Source organism: Lacipirellula parvula, from assembly GCF_009177095.1.
In the GTDB taxonomy this organism is placed as follows: Bacteria; Planctomycetota; Planctomycetia; order Pirellulales; family Lacipirellulaceae; genus Lacipirellula; species Lacipirellula parvula.
Window position 1 is genome coordinate 2,261,328 of record NZ_AP021861.1, and the last position, 19,570, is coordinate 2,280,897.

The following is a 19,570-nucleotide window of genomic DNA, read 5'->3' on the forward strand; positions in this document are numbered from 1 at the left end:
AATGACGAAGTCCGAATGACGAATGAAATACCAGAAGATTCAGGGCTTACCCCATTCGTCATTCTGGCTTCGTCATTCGTCATTTGCCCCGCTAGGGGCTACTCAAACCGGATCTCAAGAATCTTGAACCGGTTGGTCCCCGCCGGGACTTCAATCTCGGCCTTCTCGCCGACCTTGAGGCCCAGCAGACCTTGGGCCAGCGGGCTGGTGACGAGGATCTTGCCGATGTCGTAATCTTCTTCGCCGGCGCCGACTAGGGTGAACTCCTCGGTGTCGCCGAACTCGAGGTCCTTCACCTTCACGGTGCAGCCGAAGACGACCTGGTCTTTCGGCATGGTGGACATGTCCACGATCTCGCCGCTGGCGAGCTTGGCCTTCAGCATGTTGATCTTCGCCTGCAGCATCCCCTGGCTCTCGCGGGCGCCGTGGTACTCGGCGTTTTCTTTGAGGTCGCCGTCGGCGCGCGCAATCGCGATACGCTTCTCAATCTCGGGCATCTGGACGTTTTCCAGCTCGTTCAACTCGGCCTTGAGTTTCTCGTAGCCGGCCCGGGTCATCGGAGTGCGATCGCTCATTTCTTCCTCGCTCAAATAAAACGGGTCTTCCTTGCGGAAGACCCTCGCGTGAATCCCCAGATTGTTTCTCGAATGGGGGCCGATGTAAAGGGTGGAGGCCGTTTGGCATTCTTCGGCCCGAAGTGGGCCGGGCCTTGAGGCGGGCTGGCGGAGCCCTCCCTAGCCGGTTCGATCTCTGCAGCGATTGGCCGGGGAGCGGGGCCTATCGCTCGCCAGTGTAGAGGAGTCGGCCGCAAGCAGTGCAGAAGACCGGCTTCCCCATCAGCAGGTGGTTCTGCATGTTGAGGGTTACTTGCTTGCCGCACCCTTCACAGACGCCATCCTCCATTTTGGCCATGCCGTCGGCGCCCTTGCCGCGGATGACGCGGCGGTAATCTTCACGGAAGTCGACCGGCAGACCCTTCTCCGCGTCGCCGAGCTCGCCTTCCAAGCGGGCGATGTCGGCGGCGATCAGCTGGCCCTCTTGGGCGACCACGTCGCGGAACTTCGCGAGTTCGGTCTTCCCCGCGGCCAGCCGTTCCTTCACTTCGACGACTACCGCTTCGAGCTGGTCGATCCGCTCCATCGTTTCCAGAATCTCGTCGGCCAGCACGCTGCCAGCCATCGTGGCCGCGGCGATCTGGTCGGTCATCGTTTGGTATTCTTTGTTGTTGCTGCAGGAGTTCAGCTTCACTTGCCAATCGGCAATGCGGCTTTCGTTCGACTTCAGGTCGAGCTGCTTCCGATCGCTGAGGGCCTTCGTCTGTTTGACGGTGTCTTGCGAGGCGGCCAGTTCAGCGTCGAGCTTCGCCGAGTTTGCCTCGCGGGCCTTCACTTGCCGCGGGCCCCGTTCCTGCCGCTCGCGCAGGTCGGAGAGTTGCCGGTGAATCCGGTGAAGTCGTTGCAGCAGTTCGGCGGAAAGCGCCATGGGTCGCGGCTCGCAGGGTGTCGTGGACCGTGCATTGTACCGCAGATTGAGAGGGGCGACAGCGGGCGGAAGGGTGCGCGAATCAACGAAAAAAACGGCGTCGTGGCCATTCTGCCACGACGCCGTTTTCAAACTATCGTTGAGCTTCGCTGCCTAGCCGGGCCGCTACGCGGTCCGGGGCGGCTCACTTGGGCTCGCCTGTACAACGCGCTCCCGGAGGGCATTGGCTCTCCGGCTGGTCGCTATGCAGCACGCGAAGCGTTGCTTAGGCCACCAAGCGGCAGTCGGCCGGTTGCTCGTCCCACGCCTCAGTCTCTTGCTCTTGCGGCATGATCTGCGGGCTATCGGCGACGTACTCAGCCAGCTCCGAGCTACGCACCGGGTGCTGCAGCTTGGCGACCGCCTTGGCTTCAATTTGGCGAACCCGTTCGCGGGTCACCTTGAAGATCCGGCCAACTTCTTCGAGCGTGTAGCAATAGCCGTCGGTCAGGCCGTACCGCAGGCGGATAATTTCCCGCTCGCGGAAGGTAAGCGTCTTCAGCAGGTCGTCGATCTTCTCGCGAAGCAGGCTGTTGTTCGCCAGGTTCAGCGGGTTGTCGGTGTGCGAATCTTCGACGAACTCGCCGAAGCTGCAGTCGTCGCCCTCGCCGATCGGGCGATCGAGGCTCACTGGCGTGCGGCCGATGTCCATCACGTGCAGGCTTTCTTCCAAGCTGATGCCGGCGGCATGGGCCGTCTCTTCCGGCGACGGTTGCCGGCCGAGTTCGTGCTGCAGACGCTTGGCGGTTTGCTGGAGCTTGCTCAGCACGTCGATCATGTGAACCGGGATGCGAATCGTGCGGGCTTGGTCGGCAATCGCGCGGGTGATCGCTTGGCGAATCCACCACGTGGCGTAGGTGCTGAACTTGAAGCCGCGGCGGTATTCGTACTTGTCGACCGCCCGCATCAGGCCCGTGTTGCCTTCTTGGATCAGGTCGAGGAAGCTCATGCCGCGATTGCGGTACTTCTTGGCGATCGACACCACGAGCCGCAGGTTGCCGCTTGAGAGGTCGCGCTTCACGCGTTCGAACTCGGTGAGCTGCGTCCGCAGCAAATCGCAGCGGTCGCGAAGGCTCTTCGGCGATTCGAGCGTTTGCAACATCAGCGCCTTCAGTTCGCGGCGAACCGGGGCGATGCGATGTTGCGAAGCGCCTTCGGCCTTTAGCTGCTTCAGCTGAGCTTGCAGGCGATCCATGCGGCGCGAAACTTCTTCCAACTGCTTCATCAGCGGCTGGACGCGGCGGGTGCGGAGGCTCAGCTCTTCAACGAGCACGAGCATCTTGCGTTGACGGCGGAGGAAACGTTGGCGAGCGGCCGCCTTCTCGGTGCCGCCGGCGCGGTTGTCGACCTGCACGGCGAAGTCGCGACGTTGGGCTTGCATTAATCGGCGGAGCGTCGGCAGGTTCACCGGCATACGGGCCGAGACTTGCGCCTTCGTGAGACGTTCGGTCAGCGAGACCTTGATCGTGCGGTCGAAGGGCAACTCGCCCGATTGAACGCGTTCCAGCACGCTGACGGTCGCTTCCAGGGCCATGAATGACCGTAGGATATTGCGACGGAAACGCTTGCGGGTGATTTCGATTTTCTTGGCGAGCGAGATTTCTTCTTCGCGCGACAACAGCGGAATCCGGCACATCTGCGAGAGATACATCCGGATCGGATCGTCGGTCAGCTTCGGCAGTTCGGCTTGCAGGTCTTCGCCGCTAACTTCGGCTTCGGCCAGGGCGGCGGCGACGCGGCGGGAAACGGAAGCTTCGCCTTCGACGAGCTTGATCCGCATGCCGTCGAGCAAGTCGAGCAGGGCCTCGACGTGAACCGAGTCGGTCGACTCATCGGGAAGGAAAGCGTTCGCCTGGTCGTAGGTGAGATAGCCTTGCGTGCGAGCGAGCGCGGCAAGTTCGTTGAGGCGGGCGGCAAAGCGGGACATCTGAAACTCCTCCTGCACTTCCTGTGCAATGGAAAAGTTGGCGGGTCAGGAACTGGCAAGCTTCATCCCCCTCCCTTGCAGGGAGGGGCTAGGGGAGGGATTCACGACGTTCATGCTGCACCAAGGCGCGGGAGCCATGGGAGCCGTCTTAATCCCTCACCTATCCTCTCCCTACAAGGGAGAGGGACTAATGCAAACCAGTTCTCGCCAAGCACCTCACCCATCCGTGGGCGTGGAACCTGCTTGGCGGCGCTTCAAATCGTTGAACAAGGCGACCAGCGCGCGGTCCGCCTGTTCGGAGTCGAGTTGATTTGTCTTCAGCTCAGCTACGGTCATCCGGTGGCGAGCTTCCGTGTGGCGACGTTCGCGATCGGCCAGCAAATCGCTGAACCGCTTTTGCACGTCGGCGTTTAATTTGAGTTGGCCAACTTCGTCGCAACCGACCAGCAGATTTTTTACTGCGGAGTCTTCGGTGGCGTTCATCAGGCTGGCGAAGGTCGGCGTGACGCCGTCGTGGTACATCTCCGCGGCCATCGCGTAAATTTGGCGGGCGATCGGATGTTCGACGTCTTCTTCGTGAATTTGTTCGAGCAGCGCGTCCATTAAGTCGCCACCGCAGAGGACGATCTCGAGCAGCTCGCGATCCCAAGCGGAAAGCTTTTGCGGGACGGGCTTCGGCGCGACAGGCGTGGATTGTTCGGCGTTGCGACCGAGCGGCGTGGAGCGAACGAGCGAGGCCGCCGCTTGCCGCACGGCCTTCAGCCGCGTGCGGAGCGTCTCTTCCGCCAAGCCGAACCGCCGAGCGATCTGGACGAGCATCTGCTGTTCGCGTACGAACGCGGTGCTGCTGGCCGACGCACCGGTCGGCAGCATCTTCGCGAGCGTCGCGAGAATCGCCTCAACCGCTTGCGCGGATTGATGCGGGGCAGCGCCTGGGGCCAATCCTTTGGTCACGGCATTGATCTTGTGTTCGAGGGCGTCGACCGACTGTGTGAGCAGTCGTCGAAATTCGTCGCTTCCGTGCGAGCGAATAACATCACACGGATCGGCCCCTTCTGGCAAGCTCAGAATTTTTAATTCGACTTCATGCGCGACGAACAGTGCTAGCAGGTTGTCGAGAATGTCGAGCGTGCGGTTCTGCCCCGCCGCATCGCCGTCGAGCACGAGCGTGATTTTGTCGGTGAATCTGCGGATTAGCGGGACGTGTTTTTCCCCCAGCGCCGTGCCGAGCACCGCCACCGCATGCTTCACGCCATGCTGGTGGGCCATGATGACGTCGGTGTAACCTTCCATCACCAGCACGCCGCCTTCTTTCGCGATTGCATCGCGGGCGAGATCGAGGGCGTAGAGTTCGCTGCTCTTGTTGAAGAGCGGAGTCTCCGGACTGTTGACGTACTTCGCGTCGTTGTCGCGCTTGAATTCAGGCAGCACGCGGCCGCCGAAGGCGATCGTCCGCGCGCGGGAATCGCGGATCGAAAACATCAGCCGGCCGCGAAAGCGATCGTAGTAGCCGCCGGCCTCGCGTTTGCCGATGAGGCCGACGCGCTCGAGCACCGCCGGCTGCCAGTTGGCCGTGGCGCCGCGCTTGAGCATCCAGTCCCACTCGTTCGGTGAGAAGCCGATATGGAACGCGGCGATGCTTTCCTCGTTGACGCCGCGGTCGGCGAGGTAGCGGCGCGCAGGCTCAGCGCCGGGGCTTCGCAGCAGACACTGGTGGAACTGCTCTTCCGCCCAGGCCATCGCCTTCAGGAGATTGCGGCGTTCGAATGGATTGTCGGCTTGGTTCTCAAGCCGATTGGCAGGCGCGAGACTCACCCCTGCGCGATCAGCTAGCATCTCCAGCGCTTCGCGGAACTCCATCCCCTCGGCGCGCATCACGAACGTAAAGATGTCGCCGCCGACGTCGCACGGCCAGCATTTGAACGACTGGCGGTCGGGGTTCACCGTGAAGCTTGGCTTGGCGTCGTCGTGCCAGGGGCAAAGGCCGACGAAGCTGCGTCCCTGACGCCGCAGGGCGATATATCCGCCGATCAGGTCGACGATGTCGATCGCCTGACGGATCTGTTCTTTCGCATCCTGCAAACTCGAGAGCGACACGCGCGGGCAATCCCTTCAGACGACTACAAAGCAAGTTTCCTGGAACCCACCGATTGTAGCGGACTGCGGCGAGGTCGGGCATCGGCCGCGTACAAATCGCCCGCAGATCGGAAGAAGGGCTTGTCGACTAGGGCGTCGATTCGACTGGGGATTCTGGCCGCGCGGCGACTTTGACGACGAGCTCAAGATTCTTCGGCTTGCCGCGCGTCGCCCGGACGAGCTTCACCGGCACCTCGGTTCCGATCGGCGTCGCCGCGATCGCTCGGCTGAGGAGCGTCGGGTCGGAGAACTCAACGCCGTTCCACGACAGAATCACGTCGAACGGCTTCAGGCCAGCTTCATGGGCAGGCGTGTTGTGATCGACCGAAGTCACGAGCACGCCCTCGCCCCGTTCGAGGCCGAGTTCCCGGGCGATGTCGTCGGAGACTTCGTTCGGACTGACGCCGAGGAAGCCGCGGAGCACGTAGCCATGGTCGCGAATTTGCTCGTAGCTCGCGCGGGCAAGTTCGCTCGGCACGGAGAAGCTGATTCCCTGATACGACGGGCCGATGATCGCCGTGTTGATGCCGACGACTTTGCCTTCGTGGTTCACGAGCGGACCGCCGCTATTGCCGGGGTTCACGGCCGCGTCGGTTTGCAGGAATTCTTGAATGACGCGGGTGCCGGTGATGCCGCGGCGTTCCTTCGCGCTGAGGATGCCCGAGGTAATGCTCTTCTCTAGTCCGAAGGGGCTGCCGAGGGCCCAAACGATGTCGCCGACTTGTAGCTCGTTGCTGTCGCCCCATTCGGCGGGAACGAGGTCTTTAAGTTCCGTTTTCAGGACGGCGAGGTCGGTCATCGGGTCGATGCCGATGACGCTCGCCGGAGCGCGGCGACCGTCGCTGAGTTTGATCTCAGCCGTCTCGACTCCCTCGATCACGTGGTTGTTCGTGAGGATGTATCCCTCTTTGTCGACGATCACGCCAGAGCCTTGTCCCTCGGCGCGACCGCGTTGCGTGCTGATGTTGACGACGCTGGGCTGCACCGTTTGTGCGAGCAGGCGATAGCCGGTGGAGATTTGATCTAGCTTGAAGTCCTTCAAGTTCGCGCGAGCCACGTCGAGCCGGGCCCGTTCACGCGCTGATGTGAGCGAGTACTCAATCCGGTAGACGAACGACGGTGCGACCAGAATGATCACCAGAACAGTGAAGACCCACAGCAACCGCTTCAGACGGATTCCCTCTTCTTCGCGACGAGCGTCGACGGTCCAGACTTCGCTCATCGGCCGGTTGCGAACCGGCGGGGGCGTCGTGGTGATCAGATCAGCGCCCCACGGCGATTGGTCTGGCGGGAGAGATTCATGCTGCATGACGCGGTTCCTGAAACGTTCCGTGCCAGGAGGGAATAGAAGACGCCCTCACTGGCTTCCGTCACCCTTGCTTACGAATCTACTGCTTCGGATGATCGCGCCAGTGGAAGCGCGGACCCAAGAAAGGCCGCGAGCCAGCATTCGCGGCATTCTTATCAGCCATTATACTGCTGGAGAGCATTACGGGCAGCGTTTCCGCAAAATGCCCGCGACCGCAAAAACCCGAAAACCTCGCCCGAGCCCATTCCGAGATGCCCAGCCGATACTTTCCGCCGGCACAACGGGCCTCGCCGGAGGGGCTGGTGGCTATTGGGGGTCGCCTGTCGACCAACTGGCTGCTCGACGCCTACCGCCACGGGATCTTCCCCTGGCCGTCGAATTCCTATGAACCGATGCTCTGGTGGTCGCCCGATCCGCGGGCGATTTTGCCGCTCGACGGGATGTATATCTCGCGGCGGTTGGAGCGGCGACTACGGAGCGGGGAGTTTCAAGCAACGTGCGATACGGCGTTCGCTGAGGTAATCAGCGCATGTGCGACGGGGCCGGGTAGGGAAGGGGGGACGTGGATCACCCCGGAGATGGTCGCCGCCTATACGGAGTTGCACCGACTGGGGTGCGCGCATTCCGTTGAGATCTGGCGCGAAGGACAATTGGCCGGCGGCGTGTACGGCTTGGCGATCGGCGGGCTGTTCGCCGCGGAGAGCATGTTTTACCGCTCGCGCGATGGATCGAAGGCGGCGCTCGCGCGACTCGTTTGCCATTTACGGACGCGCGGCTTCGCATTGCTGGATGTGCAGCAGGCGACGGACCACACCGACAGCCTTGGCGTCGTGGAAATCACGCGCAAGGAATACTTGAAGCGGCTGGAGGCAGCCGTGGAATTGCCAGTTGAGTTCGGCAGCACGCTGGAAATGTGGAGCAAATCTACGTGAACTAGAACGGCAACTGGCCCATCAAGATGAGCACTAGCAAAATGACGGCGACAACGCTCAGCAGCCCGCTTGGCCCATAGCCCCAGTTGGTCGAATGCGGCCAACGGGGCACCGCTCCCAGCAGGAGCAGGATGACGACAATAAGTAGAATCGTGCCAATCATGGGACTTAGCTTTCGCGTCGCACTTGTGATCTACAGTCAACGACTGCAAGTTACTTGTTCACTTCAACGTCGACGCCTGGGAGGTTGATGTCGACGGCCTTCTCGTCCTTGCGGTCGACGTCAACATCAACATCGCCCGTGTCACGGTCGCGCTCAACTTCCAGTGTACGGTTGGGCGTTTCGACTTCGAGAACCTTCTCTTTGTTCTCGCAACCGAGCGACACGAGCATCGCAGCTCCGAGCAGCATCGGCGGGAGCGAGCAAGCGGTGAGTAGTTCGGAAAACTTCATCTCTGTTCCCCTCTGTGAAGAAGCCGTTGTAACGGCGGAGTTGGCGTTGTGAGGTTGCGTTGCGACTTGCTGTCGTGACAACGTGGAACCATCTATGCAACAGGCGTGCCACACGTGGCGAACGCGCAAATCGCCGAGAAAATAGCCGCTCGCCGCGGTTGTGAACGACTGAGCAGCGTGGCTGCGGAACGACCAATCGCGTCCGATTGGTCGGATTAGCGAACGCGTGGCCGGTCGTGTTAGCTGGAGAGGACGCGATGCGTCGCATGTTTAGCCCCTGGCTCTGAAGCTTGTCCGCAGCAGTCTGCAGAGCCCTCAGAGAAAAACCCAACTCTGAGGTCCCCTCCCCTTGATGGGGAGGGTTAGGGAGGGGTGACGGCGGTGGGTACCAGGGTTCCACCCCCTCCCCAGCCCTCCCCTCAAGGGGGGAGGGAGCCACAACATTTCTCTTGAGAAGCCTGCTGCAGGAGAGGCATTAGGGGCCCAGGCTCCTGCCGCCGAGGAAACTACTCCGAGTCGGAGTACGGTGCGTCGCCGATGGCGAATGACTGCGTCATCCGCTGGTTCCCTTCGCCTTCGGCCGGGGTGGCGGGGAGTTCGAGCGTGAACTTGCTTCCTTGGCCGACGGTGCTGTCGACGCGAACCTGGCCGCCATGTTCTTCGAGAATCTTGCGGGTCACGGGGAGCCCCAGGCCCGTGCCGCGGCCCCCCTTGCGGGAAACAAAGACGGTGAAGATCGCCTCAAGGTCGTCGGGGGCAATGCCGCCGCCGTTGTCCTCGACCGTGATCTGGGCAACCTTAGCATCGTCGTCGTAATGCGTAGCGACGATGACTTTCGGGTGCTCGGCCTCGTCGCAGGCGTCGATCGCGTTGGTGACGACGTTGAGAATCGCGCGGTGAAGCGCCTCGGGGTCGAACATCAGCGAGGGCATGTCGCTCGCCGGCTGCCAGGCGAGTTCGACCGACAGTTCCTGGGCACGGCTCGCCATCAATTCCACCACCTCGGAGGTGATTTCATTGAGATTTGCCGGGCGCGGTTCGGGCTCACGCTCCTTGCTGAACGTGAGCATGTCCATCACGAGCGTCGAGATCCGCTCCTGATTTCGCTCGACGATCGCCCAACCCTTGCGGATCGTATCGACGGCCTTCTGCTCGGCTGCTTCGTCGCGTTCGCCGCTCTTGGCCATCGAGTCGTGATCGCCGAGGCCGAGTTCGATTAGGTAGCTGCCGCCGCGAACGCCCTGCAAGATGTTCTTGATATGGTGCGACAGCGACGCGATCGTCTGGCCGACGGCTGCGAGCCGTTCTGCCTGGACGAGCGCCTTGTAGTAAGAGGTGTCTTCGACGGCGAGCGCGGCCTGGTGCGCGATCGCGATCATTAGCCGCAGATGCTCTTCGGTGAACTGGTTGGTTCCCTTGGCGGCGAGCATCTTCTGCGGCGACACCGCGGTGTCGATGTAAATGACGCCGACGACCTCGTAGCGTCCCTGCATCGGCACGCAGATCGCCTCGCGAACGCCGAGGCTAACGATGCTCTGGGCCGGATCCCAGCGGGAGTCGTCGCGGGCATTGCTGGTCAGGACGCCTTCGTTCTGTTCGACGACGTAGTCGAGAATCGTCTTGCTAATGCTGATTTTCTCTTCGGTGCGCATCCCGCGGCGATGGCGGCGCACTTTTGGAGTCAGTTTGCCCGTCTCCAGATCTTTCAGCATGATGCAGCCGCGGTCGGCTTCGACCCAGTCGAAGATCATGTCCATGATCCTCGCCAGCAGCTGATCGATGTCCATCGTGTGGCTGACCGCGAGCGCCGTGCGATACATGATCTGCAGGTTGCTGCGGGCGCGGGCGAGCCAGGGGTTCGACGAACCGCGGGCGTCGGGCATCAGCCATTCGCTGCCGCCGGTTTGGCCAAGCGAGGCGACGATGCGAGAGCCGTCGTCGATGGAGTTCGACATCGGCACAATGTCGACTTGTCCGGCGGCGTCTTCGACGCGGTCGTCGATGAAGCCTGTGTACAGCAAAAGCGAACGGCCAACCTGTACTTGATCGCCGCTGGTGAGCTCATGCTCGCTGACGATCTTGCCGTTAACGAACGTGCCGTTGGAACTCCCCAGATCGCGGACCGCGTAGGAATTCCCTTTGCGAATCAGCTCGGCGTGATTGCGCGAGACTTCGGTGTCGTGCAGCCGAATCGAATGGGTGTGCGTACGCCCGATGGTGTGGACGGCTTCCTCAAGTTGGAAGCGCGAACCTTGATCGCGGCCCTGGATGACAAACAGCGAAGCCACGCGAGTATGTTCTCTCGGTCGACGAGCGGGAGTCGATCGCCTACGTACGACTTCCCAGAAGCTCTTCGATTCTACGGATGAGCGCTGGGTATTGGTAGGGCTTCGCGACGAACTCTGCGGTCGGGAAACGACTTGCGCTTCGCTTAAAGGCGCCGAGCACAACGATTGGGGCGTCGTTACGGGCGGCCGCAGCGACGAGCCGCGCCGCAGAATCTTCACAAATGCCGTGGGTCGGCTCGGCGTCGACGACGATCAGATCGGGTTGCGCAGCGGCGGCAAGCTGCGCTGCCCGCGATGTTTCGCGAGCTTCGAGCACCTCAGCGCCACTGCGGGCGAGGAGCGAACAGAGTACGTCGCGTGATTCACGCGAACGGTCGACGATCAAAACGCGCGCAGTGGGAGACACAGTCGACGCTCCGGCGATGCGAAGTTGGGAGGGATAGCGAAGCGGGTCGCTCAGTCAGGCGGGGCGGGGAGCATAGGGACCGACCATGGCGGAATGGAAGGCCACTTTGTGACGGCGGCATGCGGAGAGAAATGCGGGGAGATTAACCACGAAAAGCACGAAAGGGACGAAAGGGACGAAAGGAGGAGGAGGGGCATTGACCGCGAATCACGCGAATCGTCGCGAATAACTCAGGAATACCGACAGGGCGTGCTCGATGCCTTCGCTCGACTACACTCTCTTGCACGAATTCATCCCCAACGATCGCAACGGCGGTAGTACTGAATTTCATTCGCGAAGATTCGTGGTCCCTAATTTCCTTTTCGTTCCTTTCGTGCTTTTCGTGGTTAATCTCCCCGTATTTAGTCGTAAGAATCCTCCCACAGAACTGCTCTTTACGGCAAACCGGTCGCCCGGCACAATACCCGCCGAATTCAACCCCTCCGCCCCAATCCCGCATGGCAACATTCGGGGGCGTCTCGTTAGCCCCTGGGCGGGCCCCAGAATCGTCTGGTCATGGATGGCCAGGTACAAGCAAGGAGTGCTGACGTGAAAAAGCTGCTGATCTCAGCTGCAGTCGCTGGATTGTTCTCTTCCGCCGCGATGCCGGCCTTGGCCCAAACCGCTCCTGCGGCAGCCCCGGCTGCAAGCGGCTTCTCCGCTGGCGCCAACGCCTCGCGGTACCACATCGCCGTCGTCGACATCAGCTTCATCTTCAAGAACTATCCCGTCTTCACGCAGCAAATCGACAAGCTGAAGGGCGAGATGGAAGCGGCCGACGGCGCCCTCCGCAAGGAACGCGACAATCTCGTCGCCATGGAAGAACAGCGTAACGCGCTGAAGCCGGGCTCTGCCGAATTCAAGTCGCTCGACGAAAACCTCGCTCACAAGAAGGCTGAGTTCAGCATTCAGCAGGGCAAGGTTCGCCGCGACTTCATGGAAAAGGAAGCTCAGGTCTATCACTACTGCTACACGCAAGTGTCGGCCAAGGTGAAGGAATACGCTGACAAGAATCAGATCGGCTTGGTCTTGCGGTTCACCGGCGAAGACAACCCTGGCCAACCGGCTGCGACGCAAGATCGCGAGTCGGTGATGCGGATGATCATGAACCCGATCATCCACCAGAGCAGCATCGACATCACCCCCGATGTGCTGATGACGCTCGGCGTGGACGTTCGCAAGCTTCCGGCTCCGTCGGCCACCGTGCCGTCGACCGCGACGCAACCGGGCCAAGGCGGCTTCGGCGGCAACCAGCTTCGCTAGTCGCATCGTGTTAATCGGCGGCGGCGTCTCCGAATCAGCGGCAGGCGCCGCCGCTTTCTCTTGCCATCTTCCGCGGGAATCGCTTCCCGCGCTTCAGGTTCGACTGCGCATGATTCCGTCCCGCATGCAACAAACGATCGCCGCTCGCGCCGTCGTCGCCGGCTTTGGCTACTGGAGCGGCCGCGACGTGCGGATTGAGTTCCGTCCGGCTGCAGCGGGAGCCGGTATCACGTTCGTGCGGAGCGATCTGGGCGCCTCGGCCCGCATTCCCGCTCGCGTCGATTTGCGAGTGGAAGTTCCGCGTCGTACAAATTTGCGGCAGGGAAAGATCGAAGTCGAAATGGTCGAGCATGTGCTCGCCGCACTTTCCGGCCTCGGCATCGACAACTGCGAAGTTTGGACCAACCATCCCGAGATGCCCGGCTGCGATGGTTCCTCAGCCGCGTTCGTCGACGCCCTCGTACGGGCCGGCGTCGTTTCGCAAGGCATCGAGGCGAAGCGCGTCGCCATTACCGAAACGATTCGCGTCACTGAAGGCGAATCTTGGATTGAAGCTCGCCCCTCGGCGAAGAATCAATTCTCCATCGAATACCAGCTTCACTACCCGGCGGCTCCCGTGATCGGACGGCAAGTCGCTCGCGTGGTGGTGACCCCCGAGCGGTTCCGTAGTGAGCTTGCTCCGTGTCGCACATTTTTGCTACAGACCGAGGCAGACCAACTTCGTCGGCAAGGATTGGGCGTTCGCGTGACGAATCGCGACCTCCTGGTCTTCGACGAACGCGGTCCGATTGACAATCGCCTTCGTTTTCCCAACGAATGCGCCCGACACAAAGCACTCGATGTTCTCGGCGACTTGGCCCTCGCGGGTTGCCGGTTCATTGGCGAATTTACCGCGTACCGCAGCGGTCATCGACTCCACGCGGAGCTGACGCGGCAGTTAGTCGACCGGTTCGTCACGACGGCGTGGCGAGCCAGCGCTTAACGGCCCTGAATCAGGCGGATGTAGAAAGAGACCAACATGGCTACCAGCATTGCAGCGAACGCTTGGGTCGACCCCCGGGCGGAGATCGACGAAGAAGTCGTCATCGGCCCCTTTTGCACGATCGGCGCGGGTGCGCGGATCGGTCGCGGAACCCGACTCCATAACAACGTGACCCTGATGGGGAACGTCACCCTCGGCGCCGACAACGTTCTGTTTCCGAACGTCGTCATCGGCGCCGAGCCGCAAGACTACAGCTACCAAGGGAGCGACACGGCCGTCGTCATCGGCGACGGCAATACGTTCCGCGAAGGCGTGACCGTCAATCGCGCCAGCGAGAAGGAAGATGGCGTCACCAGCATCGGCGACAACAACTTCCTGATGGGCAACTGCCACGTCGCCCACGATTGCAAGCTCGGCAGCCACATTCTGATTGCCAACGGCTCTCTGTTGGCCGGCCACGTTCACATTCACGACCACGCCTCGGTTTCCGGCGGCGTCGCGATTCACCAGTTCGTGACGATCGGCAGCTACTCGTTCATCAGCGCTCTGAGTCGCGCTCTGCACGACGTGCCGCCGTTCATGCTGGTCGAAGGAATTCCGGCTCGGCCGCGGTGCATCAACATCGTCGCGCTGAAGCGGAACGACTTCACCGCTGAGCGCGTTGAATTCATTGCCGCCGCCCACCGGTTGCTCTACCGGTCGAAGGTCGGCCTGAGCCACGCCCGCGAAATTTTGCGGACGAACAACCAAATCTCGCCCGACGTGGAGACGCTGTTGGCGTTCATCGAAGGGCAACAAGTCGGAAAGCATGGCCGCGGCCGCGAAGTTCGGAGGGCTGCATGAGTCGCCTGCGTCTCGCCGTCATCGGCGTCGGTCATTTGGGCAAGATTCACGCGAAGCTTGCCGCCGGAATTCCTGAGATCGAGCTCGTCGCCGTCGTCGACTCGCGGCCTGAAGCCCGCGAAGCGCTGGCGAAGGAAACGGGCGCTCGGCCGGCGGCTCATTTTCGTGAATTGATCGGCGAGATCGACGGCGCGATTGTGGCGACTCCGACGGTGACGCATTTCGACGTGGCGTCGGAATTGATCCGCGCCGGCGTTCATGTGTTCGTCGAGAAACCGATCACGCCGACCGTGCGCGAAGCCGACGAGTTGGTGCAATTGGCCCGCCGCAGCCAGATCGTACTACAAGTTGGGCACGTCGAACGCTTCAATCCAGCGCTTGTGAGCGTGCAAGACCGGCTGCAAGAACCAAAGTTTATCGAAGCGCGTCGCCAGAGCGGCTACACGTTCCGCTCGACCGACGTCGGCGTGATCATGGATCTCATGATTCACGACATCGACGCGACGTTGTCGCTCGTTAAATCACCGGTCGCCTCGGTCGATGCCATCGGCATTTCGGTCCTGGGCGATCACGAAGACATGGTTAGCGCACGGCTTCACTTCGCCAGCGGCGCCGTGGCCAACCTCATCGCCTCGCGGGCGAGTTACGCTCCGGCCCGTTCGATGCAGGTTTTCACGCCCAGCTGCTTCGCGTCGATCGACTTCGCCACGCGAAAATCGACGATCGTTGAACCTCGCGCCGACGTGTTGCGACGAGACTTCCACGTGAACGACCTGAGCGACGAAACTCGCACGCGGCTGCGTGAGCGGTTGTTTGAAGAACTGCTCGTCAAATCAGAAGTTCCCGCCGTCGAAGCAAACGCCATCGAGCAAGAGCAACGCGACTTTGCCGAAGCAATTCGCACGGGCCGCGAGCCGCGCGTCACCGGCGCAGACGGCCGCGATGCGGTGGCGGTGGCGGAACTCGTGCTCGAATCGGTTCGTCAGCACCAATGGGACGGCGCAAACAGCCGTCGCGCGGGGCACTTGGCCTCGCCGATGTTGCCGCTGCCGATGGTTGCGGCAATGGATGAATGGGCGACGGACGATACGGTGGTGTTGCGGCGCAAGGCTGGCTAACGGGCCGTTGTTAGCGCCTTGCCAATGTTGCATACGCCGGGGGCGGGACGCCCCGGCTCGCTGGGCTTAGCTTTCACTACCCACTTCTGCTACGCCAAGTCGCGATCTTCGAAGAAGATCAGTGCTAACAGGATCGCCGCGGCACTGTAGAGCGCGCTATAGAGCAGCGCCCAGCCAAGGTACGACAACGGTACGCTTGTCGCGCCGGCGATCGCTCCCTCGATCTCGAAGTGGTCGAGCACCGGTAAGATCACCGAGAGCAGCTTGCCGATGAATCGCACGAAGACGATCTCGCCGGCCGACGATTTGACGATCAACGCCGCCAAGTGGCCCAGCACGTAAATCGAACCGCAGATCACAAGGTTCGGCAGCATCGGCAGCCGCGTCGACACGGCGACGCTGATCGCCGCCATGATCACTGCCTCGAAGAATGCCAGGACGAGACCCGGCACGATCCGCACCACTTCGAGGTAACACTCGGTCCATTCGGGCGTCGTCTTCGACGACTCGCGGGCGTCGTACACCACCTTGAACGACACGGTCAGCAAGAAGACGACGCCGAGGATGACGAACATCAGCACGATCGGCCAGATGATGCCGAGGAACTTGCCGATGATGAACTGACGGCGACCGACCGGCTTCGAGAGCACGGTTAGCGCGGTGCGGCCTTCGATTTCGTCGGCGACCGAACCGCTCGCGGTCCACAGGGCCATGGCGATTGCCAGAACCTTGATGAGCGTCATGCCGGAGGTCTTGAGCATCTTCACGTCTTCGCCGAACGTGTTGTACGGGACGAAGACGAACGCCAAGAGCATCACGACGCCCACCAGAATGAGCATGGTGAACAGCGGTTGGGCGACCGTTTCCTTTGCTGTGGCGGCGGCGATAACCGCCGTTCGCGGGGCTAAGAACCGCACGACGAGGTAGACCAGGTAGAGCCCGACAGTGCTGGCCGCGGCGATCGGAATCGCCCGCACCTGCGGCGTCTCGACGTCGGTGTACATCTCGATCGAAACCTTGGCGGGCGAGTCGCTCTCATTGGTGAGATAGAGCGTCGTCACCTCGCCCTCGAACGCACGCGGCTTGGAGACGCCAGGCGCCCATACATAGGGCTCGCCGCCTTGAACGAGCAGGAGCGGCTCTTGGAATCCCTTCTTGGCCGCGACGTTGACGGCAATGTCTTGATCGCTGGTGATCGTGAAGCTCTGCAATTCGCTCGCGCGGAACGCCGCGGGAATTTCAACGTCGCTCTTGCGCGGTCCGACTTCGACAGTCTCGACGATCGGCTGCACGTCGGGCAACCGCTTGAGCGACTCGATGATTTGATCGTACGGCATCGACGGAATCGCCAGCAGCGCGAGCGCGGCCATCGACATGGCGACGTACGAAATCGGCCGCAGGATCCCTTCGCTCACGGCGTCGGCGATCGCGTGAGCCGCGCGGCGGTTCACCAGCCAGACGACGCCCCACATCAACAGCAGAATCAGCGCGCCAATCGTCACGCCGACCGCTAAGATCCAGATGGGGGTGAGCCAAATCGTCAACTTCGACATGTCGTTACCGAATTGCGGTGGAGATCAGTTGTGTCGGATCGCGGGGCGTCAACGTTGGCGCTCAAGCACTAGTGTCGAATACGAAAGTCGGCGAACTCGCCAAGTGCCGGCCGCACGTCGACGGCCACGTTGCGAATTCGACCTTCCATCCGTTCCGCCACTGCGGCGAGGAAGCGATCGAGTTCGCCGGCGAATCCCTCGGCGATCAACTCGACGCGTCCGTCGGGCAGATTCTTGATGAACCCCGTCACTTCAAACCCTTCGGCCAGTCGTCTCGTCGTCTCACGAAAACCGACGCCTTGGACATGGCCCGTGTAAATCGCTTGCCGTCGTTGCAGCGACGTGGGGCGGTGGGCAGGCATGAGCCATGACGCCGTGTGGATGAAGAGTCGGCGACCTTGCGAGTTGGAAGCGGCTGCAAGCGACGAATTGCCGCTTTCAACCGGAGTTTTGAGTATATCGGCGTGCTGGCAGGCGTTCCAGTCTTGACCCCCCGGCAGCGACTCAATACGCTCCGCCCCCTATGCCGCACGACCGGATCATCCGCTGTATTACGATCTTTCTGGGGGCGTTGTTCGCCTTAACCGGCGCCGGGCTGTTCGCGCAGCAGCCTGCCCAGCAGCCGACGCCGCTGGGCGTCCTGGTTCTCAAAAACGGGAACGTGCTCATCGGCTCCGTCCAGCGGCAGGGAGAACACTATCGGATTGAGAGCGAAGGCTCGGTCCTCCAGGTTCCTGGGACGCAGGTCGAAATGGCGTGCGCATCGCTCGTCGATGCTTACGAACAGCGCCGCCAACGACGAGTCGGCAACGCGACCGACGCCCATCTCGAACTTGCCCGGTGGTGTCTGCGGCACGGATTGCTGGCAGAAGCCGCGCGCGAGATTCTCGACGCTCGCACCGACGATCCTGGCCACCCGGCGCTGCGGGCGCTCGACTTGCAGTTGCAACAGGGCCTTGCCGACGAGGCGAGCCGAATCGAACGCGGCAAGAACGCAGTCGTTCAAGTAGCTCACGCGGAGCAGGCCGCAGAGGCAGTCGTCGAACCGGAGCCGCAAGTCGCCGCAACTCCTCAACTGCAAGAACAGTTCGTCCGCAGCATCCAACCGATGTTGATCCACAGCTGCACGACCACCGGCTGCCATCACCCTAATTCGCGGCAGCAAATGCAGCTTGACCGTTGGGCGCTTGAGGGGAGCGGCATCCCAAAGCTGATTAGTAAGAATCTCGACGAGGTGCTCGCACAAGTCGACGTCGAAGATCCCGCCAGCAGCCCGCTCATGCGCCGCGCACGGCAAGCGCATGGCATGCGAAACGAACGCCTTTCGCAACCACTCGCGCCGTACCAAACCGCGATTCTACTGGAATGGCTGAACGAGGCGGCCGGCGTCAAGCCGACGGCGGAGCCAAACGTCGCCGAGATCCAGGATTCCGCCGCAACGCCTGAAGGCGAAGGCGTGGCCGGCGACGAGGCGGACGTCAGCGATGCGATGCTCGACGAACGCGCTCAGGAACTGTTGAGCGGACGCAAAGTTCGCACCGCCTTCACCCCGCGCGACGCGTTCGATCCGGAGATATTCAATCGACGTGCGGCGCGAGCGAAAGCGAGCGCCCACGCCAAGGCCGGCGAGGAACCGGCGGAGCAATCACAGCCGCGTCAGGAGTATGTTCCCGACTCTGTGGAACTCGACGCTATGGGGCCGGTGTCGGAAGAGGAGTTGGAGAACCCTCCAGCGGAGGAGTCCAGTAGTTATTGAGTTCGGCGGCGACGGCCGGCGACTTTTGCTTCGGCGGGTCGACCGTGTTGTAGACTTGGCCGTTGAATGCCGAACCGGCGCGCTGCAGGCTTCCTGAGCGCGGACCGCCAGGCACCGGCGACGAAGTGTCGCCCACATCGCTGCACATCCGGCAACCCCCGGCTGCAAGCAGCACGGCGGCAGCCATGAATCTTCTACCCATGGCGGCGTCTCGCTAGCTCCCCCTAAACGCCGCGCAGCGCGCGGCCCCCCGTTCGCATAGATCGGACGAAGGCGAACCGTCCGATTAGGGAAACGGCGCCGAATGCAGCGATCGCAGCGTGCCTCGCGTGCTAGCAACTGCCGCCGGGCGTTTGGAGTCGCAGCGCGTGATAGATCCGCGCATCCGCGAGCGAGTGGGCCTCGAACCGTGCTCCGGGGAAGTGATGCGTTCGGCTCTGCCCATGCGGCACAGCGACGGCGTAGGCGCCCGAGGCGACCGCGGCCTGCGTGCCGATCTGGCTATCTTCGAGGATTATCATCTCCGCCGGCGCGACGCCATGCCGCTCAGCAGCGAGCAGGTAAACGTCGGGCGCTGGCTTGCCGTGGACGATATCTTCGCTCGTGAGGATGAAGTCGAAACGCGGCGCCAGATTGAACAGCCCTAGCACCTTGTCGACGAACAGTTTGCCGCTGCTGGTAGCGATTCCCTTGGGAATGCCTGCCGCTTCGAGCGAAGCGAGCAGCTCCAGGAGTCCTGGCATCGGCGCCAATCGCTTCGGCAGCAAGCCGCCGAAGATTTCCGCCGACTCGGCCGCGAGTTGTTCCGGCGTCTCGTCGAGATCGTGCCAATCGATCATCACTGCGAGCGCGACGTTCGACTTGCGGCCCATCATCTCATTGAGCAATTCGCCAGTGATCTGCTTGCCGCGCCGCGAGAGGAGCGTGCCGCCGACCTCTTGGTAGAGTTCTTCGGTGTTGAACATCAACCCGTCGAGATCGAAGGTGACGGCTCGCAGCGGCGGATCGGGGAGTTTGAATTCGCTCATCGTTGTTCGTTTCAAG

At 62.0% G+C, this 19,570-nt stretch carries 18 protein-coding genes; 6 read left to right on the forward strand and 12 right to left on the reverse strand.

All coding sequences use genetic code 11. The features are described from left to right. Positions 1 to 98: 98 nt before the first annotated feature. The 5 genes from greA to PLANPX_RS08825 form a co-directional block, all read right to left on the reverse strand. Entirely contained in the window at positions 99 to 575 is a 477-nt protein-coding gene (gene greA / locus PLANPX_RS08805) for a transcription elongation factor GreA (RefSeq protein WP_152101823.1), read from the reverse strand. Between the two features lie 202 nt (positions 576 to 777). Beyond that, positions 778 to 1,482, reverse strand: coding sequence for a zinc ribbon domain-containing protein (locus PLANPX_RS08810; protein ID WP_152098377.1), 705 nt, complete (start codon positions 1,480 to 1,482; stop codon positions 778 to 780). 265 nt (positions 1,483 to 1,747) lie between these two features. Further along, the gene (locus PLANPX_RS08815) at positions 1,748 to 3,448 is read right to left on the reverse strand and encodes a sigma-70 family RNA polymerase sigma factor (protein WP_152098378.1); all 1,701 of its coding nucleotides are present in this window, start codon (positions 3,446 to 3,448) and stop codon (positions 1,748 to 1,750) included. A 216-nt stretch (positions 3,449 to 3,664) separates the two neighbouring features. Further along, a complete protein-coding gene (gene dnaG, locus PLANPX_RS08820; protein WP_152098379.1) occupies positions 3,665 to 5,545 on the reverse strand; it encodes a DNA primase in 1,881 nt (626 codons plus the stop codon). Positions 5,546 to 5,672: 127 nt separating this feature from the next. Next, a complete protein-coding gene (locus tag PLANPX_RS08825; protein ID WP_152098380.1) occupies positions 5,673 to 6,893 on the reverse strand; it encodes a S1C family serine protease in 1,221 nt (406 codons plus the stop codon). Between the two features lie 251 nt (positions 6,894 to 7,144). On the opposite strand from PLANPX_RS08825, the gene aat reads away from it, so the two are divergent. After that, complete coding sequence (aat, locus tag PLANPX_RS08830; RefSeq protein ID WP_152098381.1) at positions 7,145 to 7,825, forward strand: leucyl/phenylalanyl-tRNA--protein transferase; 681 nt, start codon at positions 7,145 to 7,147, stop codon at positions 7,823 to 7,825. Between the two features lies 1 nt (position 7,826). Here aat and PLANPX_RS08835 read toward each other — a convergent pair whose 3' ends face one another. The 4 genes from PLANPX_RS08835 to PLANPX_RS08850 all read right to left on the reverse strand — a co-directional run bounded on the left by PLANPX_RS08835 (position 7,827) and on the right by PLANPX_RS08850 (position 10,972). Beyond that, positions 7,827 to 7,988: a DUF3309 domain-containing protein gene (locus tag PLANPX_RS08835; RefSeq protein WP_152098382.1), complete on the reverse strand. Its 162-nt coding sequence runs from the start codon at positions 7,986 to 7,988 to the stop codon at positions 7,827 to 7,829. Positions 7,989 to 8,038: 50 nt separating this feature from the next. After that, positions 8,039 to 8,278: a hypothetical protein gene (locus tag PLANPX_RS08840; protein ID WP_152098383.1), complete on the reverse strand. Its 240-nt coding sequence runs from the start codon at positions 8,276 to 8,278 to the stop codon at positions 8,039 to 8,041. 506 nt (positions 8,279 to 8,784) lie between these two features. Continuing rightward, the gene (locus PLANPX_RS08845; RefSeq protein ID WP_152098384.1) at positions 8,785 to 10,566 is read right to left on the reverse strand and encodes an ATP-binding protein; all 1,782 of its coding nucleotides are present in this window, start codon (positions 10,564 to 10,566) and stop codon (positions 8,785 to 8,787) included. A 40-nt stretch (positions 10,567 to 10,606) separates the two neighbouring features. Then, positions 10,607 to 10,972: a response regulator gene (locus PLANPX_RS08850; RefSeq protein ID WP_172991943.1), complete on the reverse strand. Its 366-nt coding sequence runs from the start codon at positions 10,970 to 10,972 to the stop codon at positions 10,607 to 10,609. A gap of 588 nt (positions 10,973 to 11,560) precedes the next feature. Here PLANPX_RS08850 and PLANPX_RS08855 point away from each other — a divergent pair. The 4 genes from PLANPX_RS08855 (at position 11,561) to PLANPX_RS08870 (ending at position 15,217) form a co-directional block, all read left to right on the forward strand. After that, positions 11,561 to 12,274 carry an OmpH family outer membrane protein gene (locus tag PLANPX_RS08855; protein WP_172991944.1) on the forward strand — a complete coding sequence of 238 codons (714 nt, stop codon included), beginning with the start codon at positions 11,561 to 11,563 and terminating at the stop codon, positions 12,272 to 12,274. Between the two features lie 109 nt (positions 12,275 to 12,383). Then, complete coding sequence (lpxC, locus tag PLANPX_RS08860; RefSeq protein WP_232536342.1) at positions 12,384 to 13,256, forward strand: UDP-3-O-acyl-N-acetylglucosamine deacetylase; 873 nt, start codon at positions 12,384 to 12,386, stop codon at positions 13,254 to 13,256. A 36-nt stretch (positions 13,257 to 13,292) separates the two neighbouring features. Then, positions 13,293 to 14,099, forward strand: coding sequence for an acyl-ACP--UDP-N-acetylglucosamine O-acyltransferase (lpxA, locus tag PLANPX_RS08865; protein ID WP_152098387.1), 807 nt, complete (start codon positions 13,293 to 13,295; stop codon positions 14,097 to 14,099). Further along, positions 14,096 to 15,217: a Gfo/Idh/MocA family protein gene (locus tag PLANPX_RS08870; RefSeq protein ID WP_152098388.1), complete on the forward strand. Its 1,122-nt coding sequence runs from the start codon at positions 14,096 to 14,098 to the stop codon at positions 15,215 to 15,217. The genes lpxA and PLANPX_RS08870 overlap by 4 nt, the downstream gene beginning before the upstream one ends. Positions 15,218 to 15,306: 89 nt before the next feature. Here PLANPX_RS08870 and PLANPX_RS08875 read toward each other — a convergent pair whose 3' ends face one another. After that, positions 15,307 to 16,770, reverse strand: a complete 1,464-nt coding sequence (locus PLANPX_RS08875; protein ID WP_152098389.1) for a hypothetical protein — start codon at positions 16,768 to 16,770, stop codon at positions 15,307 to 15,309. Between the two features lie 68 nt (positions 16,771 to 16,838). Next, positions 16,839 to 17,132 carry an acylphosphatase gene (locus PLANPX_RS08880; protein ID WP_152098390.1) on the reverse strand — a complete coding sequence of 98 codons (294 nt, stop codon included), beginning with the start codon at positions 17,130 to 17,132 and terminating at the stop codon, positions 16,839 to 16,841. A gap of 161 nt (positions 17,133 to 17,293) precedes the next feature. Between PLANPX_RS08880 and PLANPX_RS08885 the strand changes: the two genes are divergently transcribed. Further along, positions 17,294 to 18,526, forward strand: a complete 1,233-nt coding sequence (locus tag PLANPX_RS08885) for a hypothetical protein (protein ID WP_152098391.1) — start codon at positions 17,294 to 17,296, stop codon at positions 18,524 to 18,526. 332 nt (positions 18,527 to 18,858) lie between these two features. Here PLANPX_RS08885 and PLANPX_RS08890 read toward each other — a convergent pair whose 3' ends face one another. After that, positions 18,859 to 19,554, reverse strand: a complete 696-nt coding sequence (locus tag PLANPX_RS08890) for an HAD family hydrolase (RefSeq protein WP_152098392.1) — start codon at positions 19,552 to 19,554, stop codon at positions 18,859 to 18,861. Positions 19,555 to 19,570 lie beyond the last annotated feature (16 nt).